This is a genomic window from Citrobacter sp. L55 (assembly GCF_002850715.1).
Classification (GTDB): Bacteria; Pseudomonadota; Gammaproteobacteria; order Enterobacterales; family Enterobacteriaceae; genus Citrobacter; species Citrobacter braakii.
In genome coordinates this window covers 19,155-33,991 of record NZ_KZ559405.1, presented here as the reverse complement: position 1 = coordinate 33,991, position 14,837 = coordinate 19,155, and the positions used below count along the sequence as shown (strand labels likewise).

General features: G+C 51.1%; 10 protein-coding genes. All 10 read left to right on the top strand.

What is annotated here, in order from left to right; all coding sequences use genetic code 11:
- Positions 1-34 precede the first annotated feature (34 nt).
- Positions 35-772: a hypothetical protein gene (locus B9P82_RS15315; protein ID WP_046276306.1), complete on the top strand. Its 738-nt coding sequence runs from the start codon at positions 35-37 to the stop codon at positions 770-772.
- An 88-nt stretch (positions 773-860) separates the two neighbouring features.
- Complete coding sequence (locus tag B9P82_RS15310) at positions 861-1,415, top strand: hypothetical protein (protein WP_246842132.1); 555 nt, start codon at positions 861-863, stop codon at positions 1,413-1,415.
- Between the two features lie 54 nt (positions 1,416-1,469).
- Positions 1,470-2,615, top strand: a complete 1,146-nt coding sequence (locus B9P82_RS15305) for a tellurite resistance domain protein (RefSeq protein ID WP_080944083.1) — start codon at positions 1,470-1,472, stop codon at positions 2,613-2,615.
- Between the two features lie 50 nt (positions 2,616-2,665).
- Positions 2,666-4,135, top strand: a complete 1,470-nt coding sequence (locus B9P82_RS15300; protein WP_101700577.1) for an SrfA family protein — start codon at positions 2,666-2,668, stop codon at positions 4,133-4,135.
- A 17-nt stretch (positions 4,136-4,152) separates the two neighbouring features.
- Complete coding sequence (locus tag B9P82_RS15295; protein WP_101700576.1) at positions 4,153-7,221, top strand: virulence factor SrfB; 3,069 nt, start codon at positions 4,153-4,155, stop codon at positions 7,219-7,221.
- On the top strand, positions 7,221-9,935 hold the full coding sequence (locus B9P82_RS15290; protein WP_101700575.1) for a virulence factor SrfC family protein: 2,715 nt from the start codon (positions 7,221-7,223) through the stop codon (positions 9,933-9,935). Before B9P82_RS15295 ends, B9P82_RS15290 begins: the two co-directional genes overlap by 1 nt.
- Complete coding sequence (locus tag B9P82_RS15285) at positions 9,929-10,942, top strand: flagellar basal body-associated FliL family protein (RefSeq protein WP_165500051.1); 1,014 nt, start codon at positions 9,929-9,931, stop codon at positions 10,940-10,942. Before B9P82_RS15290 ends, B9P82_RS15285 begins: the two co-directional genes overlap by 7 nt.
- Positions 10,939-12,900 carry a vWA domain-containing protein gene (locus B9P82_RS15280; protein ID WP_101700574.1) on the top strand — a complete coding sequence of 654 codons (1,962 nt, stop codon included), beginning with the start codon at positions 10,939-10,941 and terminating at the stop codon, positions 12,898-12,900. The genes B9P82_RS15285 and B9P82_RS15280 overlap by 4 nt, the downstream gene beginning before the upstream one ends.
- Positions 12,900-13,625 (top strand): ABC transporter ATP-binding protein, encoded by a 726-nt coding sequence (locus tag B9P82_RS15275; RefSeq protein WP_101700573.1) that lies wholly within the window; start codon positions 12,900-12,902, stop codon positions 13,623-13,625. Before B9P82_RS15280 ends, B9P82_RS15275 begins: the two co-directional genes overlap by 1 nt.
- Positions 13,615-14,829 carry an ABC transporter permease gene (locus B9P82_RS15270; protein ID WP_101700572.1) on the top strand — a complete coding sequence of 405 codons (1,215 nt, stop codon included), beginning with the start codon at positions 13,615-13,617 and terminating at the stop codon, positions 14,827-14,829. The genes B9P82_RS15275 and B9P82_RS15270 overlap by 11 nt, the downstream gene beginning before the upstream one ends.
- Positions 14,830-14,837: the final 8 nt, after the last annotated feature.

The window sequence follows — 14,837 nt, the reverse complement described above, 5'->3', positions numbered from 1 at the left end:
TATCGTTGCTAATTTATGATTTAAGGAAAAAAAAGTGAACTCTTTTAACCGAAATACTGCTTGTCTGCTAATTTCCGCAACATTACTGCTGAGCGGTTGCGCCAATACTGGAAGCACTCTGCTGTCAGGAGCAAAACCGGATCCACGTCTGACAACCACCGAGCAATCCCAGTTTTTTAGTGCTTCTGGCGCGCAAGGTTGTGGCATTGGTGCGGTATCAGGTGCTGCGCTTGGCGCTGTGGTTGGTGCTCTGGCTGGCGACACCAAGAAAGCAATTGCAGGTGCTGCCATTGGTGGTGCTGCTGGGTGCGCTGCGGGTATGACGGCTAACTACTATCTTGATGGTCTGAAAAAAGATTATGCCTCCACAGCCGATCGCCTGCAGGCAATGGATACGGATATCAGCAAAGATACCGCTGCAGTAGAAAAATCTACCCTTGCTATGAAACAGGTTATCAGTGAAAACCAGGCAACCTTAACCAAAATTAGCATCCAAAAAGATAAGGCTGGCTTTGATAAAGCAGGAGCCAAAACACAATTAGCACAAATCGACGCCAACATCAGCAAGATGAAAGAGACCGTGAAAGGTATGAAAGACAAAGAGTCTGCCTACAAGGTCGCTTTGCAAGGACAAACTACTACCACATCTGCAGAGAAAACCAAGCTTGCTAATTTAAACAAAGAGTACAGTAGCCTGAATAGCAAGATTAGCGACCTGGAAAAAGAAACGAACGAGTTTTACGAACAACGCCAGGCTATTTCTCTGGGCTAAAAGCTTTAGGCCGATAGGATTATCGGCCTTTTTGGGGCCGTTTTGAAATGTAAAGTGTTGTTATTTGACTCAATTTATGGATTATTTGATGAGAAAATATCTGCTTCTCGCCGCAATTGTGCTTACCGGCTGTACCACATCGCCACAGGACTGTGATTTACACGCACAAGATCCGAGTTTTATTACCAAACTAAGCTGCGCCACATCCGGCGGTTATCGTCAGCAGGTTGATCAAAAAGAGCAGCAGGTTCGACTCAGCCAGTATGAAAATGAGTCGGCGAAGCAACAGCAGGCTTATACCCAAAACCGACAGCAGAACGTCAATCAGAAGCTGGCCGATGAACAAGCAAGGTTAAATGCCGTGCGTTCAGACCTGTCACAGACCCTTGCACAGCTGAAGTCCAGCAAAATAAAAAGCAGTGAACGCCAGAAGGAAATTCAACAATTGCAGGACTTGCAAGGCAGTCTCAGCATGCCAGTGGCGCAAGTGAAATTGCTGCAATTGAAAAAAAAGTCGCAGAAGCCAAGCAGAAAATCAAAGTCCTGGAGGAAGCAAATACCCTTCGCTAAGGATGCCCTAAAAGTGGCGCAAATCCCCTGGCCACTTTTTCTGCTGCTGAAGAAAACGGCTCTGGCTTGCTGATATGCAACTGTATGCATACCACGCATATAACTCACAACAATAATGATTTCGGTTATGCAACGATTAACAACTGCTGCGCCTATTGATGAAGCGACTCTGACAATCTACGAGGAGACGGTTGCGATCATACACCGTCATCTTCCGCCATCTTTGGCGCTACTCTACGCCACCGCTCGCCGTGGTTCACAAGGACATCTGGAATGGTGGACTGAGCGCCAGGGGCTGGCAAAGCCCTTTTCTGCGCTAAGCGAGGCGGAACAAGCCTCCGTCCAGAGTAAACGCCAGCAGTACCATGATGTTCTGGCCGGTTTGATCGAGCAGTTACTCGCACGCGGCGAAGAACATTCAGCACATGCCTTACAAAGGCTGTTAACGCATTCGCGCGATCTTAACTGCTATAGCGTAGGTGGCGAACCTGTGCTGATTAACTGGGTCATTATCAGTGAAGCGCCCCCACTTCCCGTGGTCGTTATCCCGTGGTGGCGACGCTTCCTGCCATGGCTATTATTGCTGCTCTTGTTGCTGCTGATCGCCTGTGCCGGGTGGTGGTGGCATAAAAATTCCTTAACCTCGCCCTCTCCTCCGTTGCATCACGATGTGCCTACCGCTGCGCCTGCTGTAGCCCCAGCCAGCACGAACTTAACCCAGGCAAACCCCAGCATAAATCTGGAGAAACGCAAAGATTTTGGGCGGATTAAAATTAACCTGACCTGGCAACAGGGAAGCCATAAAGAGCCTATCGACCTCGATATCGCCGCCTTTATTCGTTTTAAAAATGGCAAGATCAGTGGTGCCGAAGCGTTGAGTAAGTTCCTGGGAAACTATGACAAACCGCCTTATCTGTTGCTGCAACAAGATCTTCGTGAAGGTAACAATCAAGAGGGTGAATGGCTCTTCATTAATGGTAGCCACTGGCAGGATATTGATGAGGTGCTGATTTATAGCTTCATTTACGGCGGTGCCGATAACTGGCAAGGGACCAATGCCACCATCACGATTTATGTGCCCGATCAACCCCCCATTATATCCACGCTGACTGACAGCAATCAGCGCAATAACGTTGCGGCGATAGCCAGACTCAAAAACGTCGATGGCAATATCACGGTTGAACGTCTGGACCGTTTCTTCCCTGACCGGAAGTCGCTGGATAAGCACTATGGCTGGGGTTTTGAATGGACGCCTGGCGCGAGTAAAAAATAGCCTGCATCACTGTGGCTTTTGTTAAATCACAGCCTTACAAGGTTTAGACAATGCGAAATTCGATTCAGGGACCACTGCTGCGTACCGGGCATAATTCCTCATTTAAGGCTCTGGGTGAAACGGGCTATCCCGTTTTTAAGATGGCGTTCCAGTTACGTGAAGCAATCTACCGTCTTGACGCAGGGCGCGATTTGGCTCGTCATTTAGCTATCCCACAAAACGATCAGGGTGGTGACAGAACCGATTGGTACAGCAGCTTCCCTGGCGATGTCATCCCCTGGAGCGGTGCGAGTGAAGCGGAGCGGGAATCAGCACGCCAGCAATTTAATGCGTTTCAAATGTCAGTGCAGGCGTTAAGTGAACAGTTACTCAATGCTGAGCAAAACAGGACTGGGGGCGATCGCCGCGTCTTCGCACAGTTGCTGAAGTCAGTCACACATTTCCCGGATTATGAATTTGTGTACCTCGTAAACGGGATCCTGGTGATTACCTTTTGGGGATTTGTCCATCCGGAAGGCGAACAACGTAACCCTATGCATTGGCTGAGTCCGGCATTACTACCAGCCCCCCCTCACGCGGCCTCAACCCCTCTGGCTCCTGTAGACGCCGCTGTAACCCCAGCTGTTACACCTGATGTATATACCGTAGTGCGCAGACGCTGGAGCTGGCGTTGGTTACTCTGGTTGCTACTTGCATTGCTGCTGCTGGCATTATTGTTAGGTCTACTACGCGGATGCGTACCATCACTCTCCATTCCGGGACTCCCAGCCATCGCCACGGATAAAACGGCGATCGATGCGGCTCCTGCCATCGAACGTCCAGCCGTAGGCGTTTCCGATTTAACAACGCAGGTTTCCCGCACAGGTTCAGAAACCGTCGTGGGTTCAGCTGTCATCCCTGGTATATCTGAGGGTACTGCAGTCGATACGCAGCAAGCACTGGAACCAACATCGCCAGCCGTTCCGGCAGCGACAGCAACCACGCAGGTCGGTGACGACACAATTCCCCCAGTTGTTCCTGCAAGTGATGCCAACGCTGATGCGTCGACTATTCCAGCACCTCCTGCTGTACCTGGAGCCGCAGACGCTCAAACGCCCCCCACAGTTCAACCAGTCACCACGCAGCCAGTCATCCCGGCACAGGGCACACCGCTGACGTTTCCTCCGGCCCTTCCCGATGGCCCGGCGCAGTTTCTTAACGGCGAATGGCGCGTGAATGGTGGTATTCAGGACAAGCTCACCGGGCGACCGTTGCAACTGCAATATAACTTTGCCCAGGGTAATGGCACCGTCAGCATACGCCAGTCCAGCGGTGTGACCTGCCGTGGCCCTGCCAGCGGCAATGTGCAGCAAGGGGCGCTAAGTATCACCAATCCTGAGCAGATGAAATGTAGCGACGGTTCAAACTTTATTGTACCGACAATCGAGTGCAAATCAGCCGCTGCTGGCCACGCCGATTGTATTGGCAGCAATGATGGGGAAAAAACATTCCCTATTCGCATGCTTCAACCTAATTCCTGAACAGGGACGAGATAACTATGTTGCCTGAGATTGTATCTTTCGATCGTCAAATTACCCTCGTGGGTGACTCTGGGATCCAGTTTATGGATTTCGGATTGTCACTTGGCCGCCTGCCTGCTGGCGAATTTGTCAAATTAGCAAACGGTGTACTCACCCGTTTAATTTACAACGAGCAGCGCGATTACTATTTCTATCAGCCGACCCCCGATAACATCGAGAAGGCAAAAAGCCAGTACGATATCCCTGTCGAACAGAGCCTGAAGTTGTTCGACGGCATCTGGTTACCGCTTCCTTTGTTTCGCTTTAGCCCACCGAATGTGTACCAGGAGGGACCGCTAAACTGGGCTCGTTTTCGTTTAGTCAAACTACCAGAACCCGATTTAGATGGTCACAGCCATCGCATGACGCTGGCGATCGACACCCGTATTATGGCTAAACAGCAGGCTGCCGCTGATCTCAGTCCGAACCAGGAAGATGTGAATGCTGGGGCAACCTTCGCCGTCGCGACAGCAACCTATGCCCTAAATTGGTACCTGACGCAGGACTGGATAACCGACTGGCTCAAAGAAGTATTCAAAGAAGCGAGCAAAGGCCGGGATATCGACGAGCGTGAGCAGGAACTTGCACAGCAATACCCGCTGGCACATTACCTGAACCTTCTATCATTGATGGCTATTCCAGTCGAAGGTCTGCAAATCCAGACTGAACCCGTCATTGAACTGCCGCAGTTCAGAGTGATCGCCAATCAGGAAACCAATGCGATTAAACCCATCGCCGTCGACCTGATACTCGACGTGGGCAACTCGCGCACCTGTGGCATTCTTATTGAAGATCATGGGCAATCAGGTTCAGGCATGAGGCACAACTATGTGCTGAAACTACGTGATCTCAGCGCCCCCGAACATATCTATACCGATCCTTTTGAAAGCAGGGTCGAGTTTTCGCAAGCCTTCTTCGGCAAAGATCACTGCTCTGTACGCAGCGGCCGCCACGACGCGTTCCAGTGGCCAACTATCGCACGTATTGGTGGTGAAGCCAGTCGTCTGGCGGCTCGTCGTAAAGGCAGCGAAGGTTCAACGGGTCTATCCAGCCCTAAACGCTATTTGTGGGATGAGAAGTTTTATGGCCAGGGTTGGCGTTTTAATGGCAGCTATGTGCAGGACAGCAATCCATTGGCAACGGCGGCACCGTTTGCCAACCTGATCGATGAAAGAGGCGAAGCCCTGCACACCATTGAAGATGAGATGGATCGCATCCCCGTCTTTACGCCACGCTACTCACGCAGTTCGCTGATGACCTTTATGCTGGCTGAAGTTCTGACCCAGGCCATTAGCCAGATTAACAGCCCGGAGCAGCGTATTCGTCAGGGACACGCCGGGATCCCGCGTCAGCTACGCCATATTATTCTGACGGTTCCACCAGGTATGCCCATGGCTGAACGCTGTGTGCTGGATGAACGCATGCGTCAGGCTGTCGGCTTGGTGTGGAAATCGTTACGCTGGCACAACGGCGAGAACGATCCGTATAAAGACGTACAAGAAGAGCATACGGAAGCTAACATCAAGATCCCATTACCTAAAATCAGGGTAGAGTGGGACGAAGCCTCCTGTGCACAGTTGGTTTACCTGTACACCGAGATTAATCAGAACTTTGCCGGTCATCCGGAAGAGTTTTTCGACGCAATTGGCCGACCAGACCGTACCGATCGTGAAAGTATCACTATCGCTTCAATTGACATTGGCGGCGGGACCACCGATCTGGTGATCACCGATTACCGCCTCGATCATAATGGGCACACAGGTGGTGGTACTAACGTACATATCATCCCCAACCAGCGCTTTCGCGACAGTTTTAAGATCGCAGGTGATGACATTTTGCTGGATGTTATTCAGTCATACGTTCTCCCCGCTTTTGAGCAAGCCCTGCGTGAAGTCGGTGTGATGTCCACTGAAACATTGATGTCCCAGTTGTGCGGATCGCAGAATATTAGTGCAGCCGAAGCCGTGCTTCGCCAACAGCTAAGCCTGCAGCTGTTCGTCCCGCTCGCATTACATATCCTGGGAACATACGAACATTATGATCCGCTTGATGAACAAACGCATACCCTGATTAACCAACGTGTCGGCGATTTGCTACCAGTCGGTTGTATTCGTGATGAAGTCGAAGGATTCGTGCGCCGAGAAGTTCAGAAAGCGGGAGGTCCGACCGACTTTAAGCTCGCGGATATCATGCTTAATCTGCCACTCGCCAAACTCCATGGCGATCTCTGTGCAGGTAAGTTCAGCATCGATAAAGTCCTGACCGCACTCTGTGAAGTGCTGTCTTATTATCATTGCGATCTGCTGCTACTCACCGGCCGGCCGTCTCAGTTACCTGGGATTCAGGCGATTATTCGTCGCAACCTTCCGTTACCGCCAGGGCGTATTCTGCCGTTACATGGTTATCAGACTGGTACCTGGTATCCGTTCCATAAAAACGGTCATATCGACGATCCGAAAAGTACGGCTTCAGTGGGTGCCATGCTCACGCAATTGTGTGCAAACCATAGCATTCCTAACTTCCATTTCCGCACCTCAGAGCTGAAACCGTATTCAACGATTCGCCATATCGGCACCATTGATATGGATAACCTGATTCGCGATGCCGACATCGTTTATCAACATATCGATTCTGAAAACGGGCAGATCAAGCTTCCGGCTATCACCGATGAAAATGGCGAGAAAACCACACAAAGCATCGTTATGCGTGGCGACCTGCGCTTAGGCTATCGCCAGTTGAATGCAGAACGCTGGACTGCTGCACCGCTGTATACCCTACGTTTTAGCGAAGAAGGACGTAAAAAATTCTCTTCGGCTCAGTCCACGGATAACGGCTCCCCGTATCTCAAAGTCAGACTGGCGATCGATAAGGGTAAACGAGCTCGTCAACTTGGACTGATTAGCGATCGCCTGACGATCGCCGATGTCAGCAGCAACACCGATAAGTCATTTAGCAAACGTGATTTGGATCTGGAACTCAATACGATGCCCGATAGAGGGCTCATTGATAGCCGTCACTGGCTCGATAGCGGGAGTGTTAAAAAATAATGAATAGCGAACAAAAATCTCTCACTCAGGGTTGGGCTGCTATCGCTCAGGGATGCCTGGACGCACTCGGATGGGTCGACAACGTACGCCCCGGTTCACGTCGTTTAGACAACGAAGCAGACAAACTCAACTTGAGTTTGCTGCGTACGAGAAACCTGGCCAATAGCCTGACTCAGGTTGCCAAAACACCGATGACCGTCGGTTTTTTCGGTATTTCTCAGGCAGGGAAATCGTACCTCATTTCAGCGCTCGCCGCTGGTAGCAATGGGTCGCTGGAAGCACTCTACGGCGAAAGGCGTGTTGACTTTATCAAAGAGGTTAACCCTGTCGGCGGAGGTAAAGAAGCGACGGGGTTGGTCACTCGCTTTACCCGTCAGGCGCCCGCCGCACCGGCTGGATACCCAGTGCCGTTGCGCCTGTTCAGTGAAATCGATTTGGCTAAGATTCTGGCCAACGCGTGGTTTAACGACTTCAACCATGAGCAATTGAGCTATCAGCTTGACCAAAGCCGGGTTGAAGAGCGCCTGCGCCCATTCCTGCAGCGGGCTGTGCAGGTACAGGAATATAACGGCGTCAGCCAGGAAGATGTCGTCGCCTTGTGGGATTACCTTAACGCCTCCTTTAAAAAGTCAGTTGAGAAGCTTGAACACGCCTGGTGGCCGCAGGTGTTGAAAATTGCCCCGACGTTGAGCCCAAATGATCGTGCAGAGCTCTTTTCCCTGTTGTGGGGAGAACAGCCAGCCCTCACAGAAACCTACCGTTCATTAGCCAATGTACTGGCGAAACTGAACCATACCCGGATGGTATTTGCCCCACTGGAAACGCTGACTGACCATAGCAGCGGCAGTATCATGAACGTTGATAGCCTGAACAGGCTGGGCTCCAGCCAGGATCGCAACGTTGAGATCCGTTATTGGAAAGAAGAACAACAAATTGGTAGCGCCAACTTAACGCAGGCGGAACTGGCGGCCTTAACCACAGAGCTGATTTTTCCTCTGGCAGAAGTTGAAACCGACAGCGTTGTGGAACAGGTTGATCTGCTCGACTTCCCTGGCTATCGCGGTCGTCTCAAGATCACTGCACTTGAACAGGCTGGCCGGGATGGACTTAACGCAATTTCGCAGCTCCTGCTTCGCGGAAAAGTTGCTTACCTGTTCGAACGCTATACCGATAACCAGGAAATGAATGCGCTTGTCGTATGCGCCAGCTCAGCCAAACAGAGCGACGTTGCTGATGTGGGTCCGGTATTAAACCGCTGGGTAGAGAAAACCCAGGGTAAGAGTGCCGAAGAGCGCGGAGGCCGCAACCCGGGTCTGTTCTGGGCAATCACCATGTGTGATATGCGAATCGTCAACAGCCTGCAACATACCGAAAGCCAGTTAAAAGAAGGCTGGGAAGGTATGATGCACATGACTTTACTGGAGCGTTTCTCGCACTATGAATGGCTTCCACAATGGGCACCCAACCAGCCTTTCAACAACTGTTTCCTGGTACGCAAACCCGGGCTCGATAACCCCTTCCTGAGGCTTGAAGGGGATGCTGGACAGGAGCGACTCCTGGAAGTGGGTATCAGCGATCGTTACCGTGATGTACTCGATACCATGGGCAGTACCTTCGTCTGCGGAAAAAATGTGAATATGCACGTTGCAGAACCGAAAGCAGCCTGGCAGGCAATGCTCGAACTCAACGACGGTGGAATGTCGCGCCTGACTAAAGCACTACGCGGCGTCGCCCATCTCGACTTCAAGTTAAAACGTTTACAGCAACAACTGCTGCAATGTCGCATGGAAACCGGCGATCAACGCCTTGGTCGGTGGTACGAAAAAGACGGTGATGGGCAGATTGTGAAAAAACAAGCAATTGCCAAAGAGTTATGGCAGGGCTTGTCTGCATGTTCCCACAATATGGGGGAGCTTATCGAACGCTTGGTTCTGCCGACTCAGGAGCTCAACAACATTTATTTGAGTATTCGCGACCTCGACCAGGCGCCGCAAACCGAAGGCGAAAGCCCGACCATCAATGCTTTCGCAACCAGCCCGTTTGGTGGTAATCCTTTCGCTGAAAACCCCTTTGCCAGCGATCCCTTTGCGACTACACCTGTTGAAACCGCCGTTGTTGATGCGCCAGCAACTGCCGCAACGGAACGTGTAGGCCAGGATGATGATTTCGCGCATCAGGCCTTTAAAGCCTGGGTAGCCCACCTACGGGAGTTGCCGCAGCAACCGTTGCAGTGGCGTCAACTGGGCATGAGCAGTGAGCTGATGAATCAACTCAGCGAAGAGCTAATCACCGCCGCCACACGTTTGGATCTGGAAGGGACATTGAAACATGCCCTGGCGGGTCAAGAGCAGGCTGAAACAACCCGCGTACACATGCGAGCACGTCAGGTTTTACGTGCTCAACTGACCATACGTGATTTTATTGCCTGGTTTGGTTATCTCACGCTGCCAGCAGAAAAGGTACCCAACAGCTATGTTGGCGAGAAAAATAAAGTGTTTCTGCGTCAGAAGCAGCTCGCTAACGATGAGTTGCCACAACTCGCCGCCGTCGCACCACAGCCCGGAGTTTCCTATCTGGGTGACTGGCTTTCTGCTTTGATGAGCGTCATCCTGGACAATGCGGGTCATAGCGCCACACGGGATATTTCCTTCGAACAGAATCGTCAACTTGGTCAGATTATCAGCCAATTGAAACAAGAGAACATGCCATGCTAGCTAAAATCATCGCCTGCCAGCCGGCAGAGCCAGGTACTGCACAACTAATGGTCCGCCTGCGTGGTGAAACCGCAATATTGACTAATCTGACCTTTACTCTGTGCAATAACGAGCAGAACTACCTACAACCCGATGGCAGTTGGAGCCCTGCACAACACTGGTTTACCATGAACGGTGGTTATGCGTTGAATAATGGTAGCGGTTTTCGTATTGGCCCAACATTGCTTGACCCATTGCTGGCGACGGCAAGCCAGGTACAAATTCAGATCAAGTTGGATTCTGGAGAAACACGCAATACCACGTTACAGCTGGCGCGCGACGAACTGTTCTCTTCTGAAGCAAGAGGTGAAACAGGCAACTATAGCGGCAGCAGCATGCTGGCTACTCCAGAAGTTCCTTCTGAGCCCGTCATTGCGACAGAAACCGTTGTTGCCCCTGAACCTGTAGAGCCGGTTATTCATACTGAAGTGAGAACTCCAGCGAAATCAGGGCCCTCCCGTCTTCCTGTCATTGGAGCGGCAATACTGGCATTAGTCGTGATTTCCGGTGCGCTGTGGTGGTTTTTAGGGCGGGATAAATCACCGGAAGTCCCCCCCGTTGAACAAGCACAGCAAGAAACACCGGCGTCTGCACCCGCTTCCGCACCAGAGCCTGTCGCTCATAGTACCTGTTCTGCACAGGGTTTGAACAGCCAGAACGAGCTTGATTTCGTCCAGAGCTGTGTTCAGGAAAAGCTCGACAGTGACAAACTGCTGACCATTATCCAGGCCGCAAAAGAGGCTAAAAAATGTGGTGTTGCACAGCGTCTGTATGCTAACCGTGCCCAGGGTGGCGATACCAAAATCGCGCTCGTGTACGCAGGTGAATACGACCCGAAATACCACCAGCCAAGTGAATGTTTCAAAGCGCCAGATAAAGATACTGCAGCATATTGGTACGAAACGGTTCTGCAAACGGAGCCTGACAACCAAACGGCCAAACAGCGCCTTAAGGAGCTAGGAAAATGACCTGGAATCCGATGAGTCGTCTGGCTCTGCCATTATGTGGCCTGTTGCTCAGCGGGCATGTATTTGCCGCTGATGGCGACAAACCTCTGCTCCAGGAAGGTAAGAAAACGTTATATCAACGTGTTCTCACTACCCCGGGTTGCAAACTTGGGACTACCGCAGGTGATGATAAAGGTCAGCTACAGCCGGCCTTCAGCAGCCTGTATGTTTATCAAAAAGAAGATGCAAACGGCCAGAGCTGGCTTAAGGTCGGGCCGGATAGCTTTGGTAAAACTATTGGCTGGTTGCCAAAGTCATGTACCGTCGACTGGAAAATGCAGCTCACATTGGCATTTACCAACCCGGCAAACCGTGACCGTTTGCTGTTCTTTAAAGAGAGAAAAAGCCTTGATGATATTCTCTCTGCCCCCGATCCCGTATCGCTGATTGCCCCGCTTCGCGCCAGGTTAAAACGGGACGGCCATGCCGAGGGTATTCAGGCTGAAGAGCCCGAGTATTTTGTCGATCTGCAAAAGCAGTTTTATCTGCTGCCAATCCTGAGCGGCGAAGAGGTCATGACTGAAGATGGCTTCTATACTCGTCTGCTTAACGTAGCCTCCGTCAGTAAAGCTGAAACGGCTAAAAAACAAGAAGATAACGTAAATCAATTGAAAGGGTTTAACGCCTCGGTGGTCTTCGTTATTGACTCAACCATTTCAATGGGGCCTTACATTGAACGTACCAAAGAAGCGGTTAATAAGATCTATGGCAAGATCAAACAAGAGCATCTGGATGGGCAGGTTAAGTTTGGGCTGATCTCATTTCGTTCAAACACCAAAGCCGTTCCGGGCCTTGAGTACCGCACAAAGATTTACGCAGATCCTAGCCATGTGAAAGATGGTGCGGATTTCCTGAAGAAGGTCGCTGATTTAAAAGAAGCGAAAGTCTCCAGTTCTTTGTATGACGAGGATGCGTATTCCGGCGTGCTATCAGCTATTGATGACATTGACTGGAGCCCGTTTGGCGCACGTTACATGGTCCTGATTACCGATGCAGGTGCTATTGACGGCAGCAACAAACTGTCAGGTACCGGTCTGGATGCCAGCCAGCTTCGCCTTGAGGCGGGTAACCGCGGTATTGCTATCTATACGCTGCACCTAAAAACATCAGTCGGCAAAGATAACCATGCCAAAGCCGAAAGCCAGTACCGGGATCTCTCCAATTTTGACAGTACCCAATCCAACCTTTACCAGGCCGTAAATGCCGGTGATCTTAAGATGTTTGGCCAGCAGGTAGATGCGCTAGCTTCCGCCATTACTGAGCAGGTTAAATCTGCTTACATGGGTGATGCTGCGATTGGTAGTGCGCTTTACGCGAAAGACGATGGACAGAAACTGACACCGGAGCAAAAGCTGCTTCAGGATACGGCATTAATTGGACATGCCATGCAGTTGGCCTATCTGGGTAAGCGTAACAGCACACAAGCCCCGTTAGTCTTTCAGGCATGGATTAGCGACCGCGACCTGATTAAGCAAAACATTCCTACCACCGACGTTCGTGTTCTCTTGACCAAAGGTCAGCTAAGTGACTTAAGCGATGCTGTCAGCCAGATCCTTAAAGCAGCAAATGAGGGGATGATCTCACCGACCAAAATGTTTGAGCAACTGCGTACTGTTGCAGCAACAATGGGCGCTGATCCTAACCAGCTGAAACAACAGGACAATGCCCGCATTGGCGATCTGGGTGTACTGGGAGAATATCTGGCCGATCTTCCCTATAAGAGCGATGTCCTGAACCTCGACGAAGAGACCTGGAAAAGCTGGGATGGATTGTCACAGGAGAAATTTATCCGCACGCTGTCATCCAAACTGCGTCATTACCAAAAATATAACGCCGATGTTGATCGCTGGGTTGAGCTGGCAAAAGGAAGCGATCCACGCGATCGCGTTTATCCCATCCCACTGGAAATGATGCCCTGATGCTGCGCATAGAGGAGTTGTGCGTTCTTCGTGGTCAGGGCAGTCATGCTCACCGGGTTTACCTGCCGCAGTTCACGCTGCGGCCAGGCCAGGTCGTCGCGGTCACAGGTGAAAGTGGATGTGGTAAAAGCACGCTACTGGAAGCCATCGGCTTATTACTGCAGCCCAGTAAAATCGGGTGCTTCGAGCTGGAAGAAGGTGCACAGCAATTTGATATCGCAACGCTGATAAAGGATGAACAACATAATAAACTAGCGGGTATTCGCGCCCGTCAGCTTGGCTTTGTGTTACAAAATGGGGGGTTGCTCCCCTATCTGAGCGTCAAAGATAACATCCTTCTGCCGTGTCAATTGCTGGGATTACGCCCCGACAACGCGCTGCTGGATAGAGTAATCGATGCTCTCAAACTTGCGCCATTATTGGCCAAATATCCAACGCAGTTGTCGTTTGGTGAACGACAGAGAACCGCTTTCGCACGTGCGATATTGCACCGTCCAAAACTGGTACTGGCGGATGAACCAACAGCCGCACTTGATCCTTACAACGCAAAGAAATTATTTAGCCTGTTTATTGAACTGGTCCGCCAGGAAGGCATGATGGCGCTGATTGTTTGCCATGACTGGCCACTGGTACAACATTTCAATTTACCCTGTTTAACTGCCCAGCCTGAACCGTTAGTGGCATCGTCGAATCACGAACAGGGAGGAACCTATTTTGTCCTTTAACCGAGCCAGACTGCTGGGCCGCCTGGCTATGCAAGACCTGTGGCACGATCGCATCATTTCTTTTTGCATCGTCTCTTCTCTCGTCGCTGTTATCGCACCTTTATTACTTCTTTTCGGTTTGCGTTTTGGGATTGTGAACCAGCTGCAAGAAGATCTGGCCAGTGACCCTCGTAACCTGGAAATCCGTATGCTGAGTAGCGGCAGCTACAACCAAAACTGGATCGAAGAGTTACGGCAGCGACCCGATGTGGGTTTCGCCATCGGACAAACGCGTTCACTAAATACGCTTGCTGACCTGCAAACAGACAGCACACATTTCATTGAGAATGCTGAAGTTATTCCAACAGACTCAGGGGACCCTTTACTCAAGTCCCTTGAACTCCATCAGGAAAACGAGGTTGTCATTACCCAAGAAGCCGCACGTAAATTAGCGGTCAGTGTCGGTGATTCGCTCTCTTTGCGAGTAGGCAGAATGCTTGATGAACGCCAGGAATGGGGACGAAAAAGTGTTACCGTCGTGGGGATTTTGCCTGCGACCTATTTTAATCGTGCCGCAATCTTTACCCAGCCTTCGTTATTGCTTGCGCTTGAACATTTCCGCGATGGCTATGCGGTAACTGGGTTGGGGATGACCAGCGGTGCGCAGCTTGACGGTAAACCACCGCTCTACGCACGCGCCAGATTATACGCCCGCGATATTGATCAGGTTGCCAACCTTGAGCGCGATCTCCGGGAGCAGCGCATCGAAACCACCAGCCGTCTGGCTGATATAGAAAATGTGAAAAGCATCAATCGGGTTTTGGGCATTATTTTTAATACCATTGCCGCCACTGCACTGGTTGGCTGTATTTCCTCACTTATTGGCTCATTTATCGCGAATGTTGACCGCAAACGTAAACATATTGCTGTCCTCCGCCTGCTCGGTTTTACCCGTCCGGCAGTGGGTGCCTATGTGATTTTTCAAGGCTGTCTGCTTAGTCTGGTGGCTTATATCGGCGGCTTTGCGATCTACCTCTTAGCCAGTCAGGTCTTTAACCAGGCGTTAGCGGACAGTCAGGCAACGGGTCAGATGATTTGTAAGATCACCCCGTTGCACGGCCTCGTCGCTCTGATACTCACCATCATCGTGGCGACACTGGTCGCCGGCATTGGTGCCTGGCGCGCCATTAATATTGAACCTGCGCAGAGCCTGCGCGAGGCATAACCCTTATT

What these genes read in the sequence shown, in the direction of transcription:
- B9P82_RS15310 (WP_246842132.1), top strand. Translation starts at nt 861, where the DNA reads ATGAGAAAATATCTGCTTCTCGCCGCAATTGTGCTTACCGGCTGTACC.
- B9P82_RS15305 (WP_080944083.1), top strand. Translation starts at nt 1,470, where the DNA reads ATGCAACGATTAACAACTGCTGCGCCTATTGATGAAGCGACTCTGACA.
- B9P82_RS15300 (WP_101700577.1), top strand. Translation starts at nt 2,666, where the DNA reads ATGCGAAATTCGATTCAGGGACCACTGCTGCGTACCGGGCATAATTCC.
- B9P82_RS15295 (WP_101700576.1), top strand. Translation starts at nt 4,153, where the DNA reads ATGTTGCCTGAGATTGTATCTTTCGATCGTCAAATTACCCTCGTGGGT.
- B9P82_RS15290 (WP_101700575.1), top strand. Translation starts at nt 7,221, where the DNA reads ATGAATAGCGAACAAAAATCTCTCACTCAGGGTTGGGCTGCTATCGCT.
- B9P82_RS15285 (WP_165500051.1), top strand. Translation starts at nt 9,929, where the DNA reads ATGCTAGCTAAAATCATCGCCTGCCAGCCGGCAGAGCCAGGTACTGCA.
- B9P82_RS15280 (WP_101700574.1), top strand. Translation starts at nt 10,939, where the DNA reads ATGACCTGGAATCCGATGAGTCGTCTGGCTCTGCCATTATGTGGCCTG.
- B9P82_RS15275 (WP_101700573.1), top strand. Translation starts at nt 12,900, where the DNA reads ATGCTGCGCATAGAGGAGTTGTGCGTTCTTCGTGGTCAGGGCAGTCAT.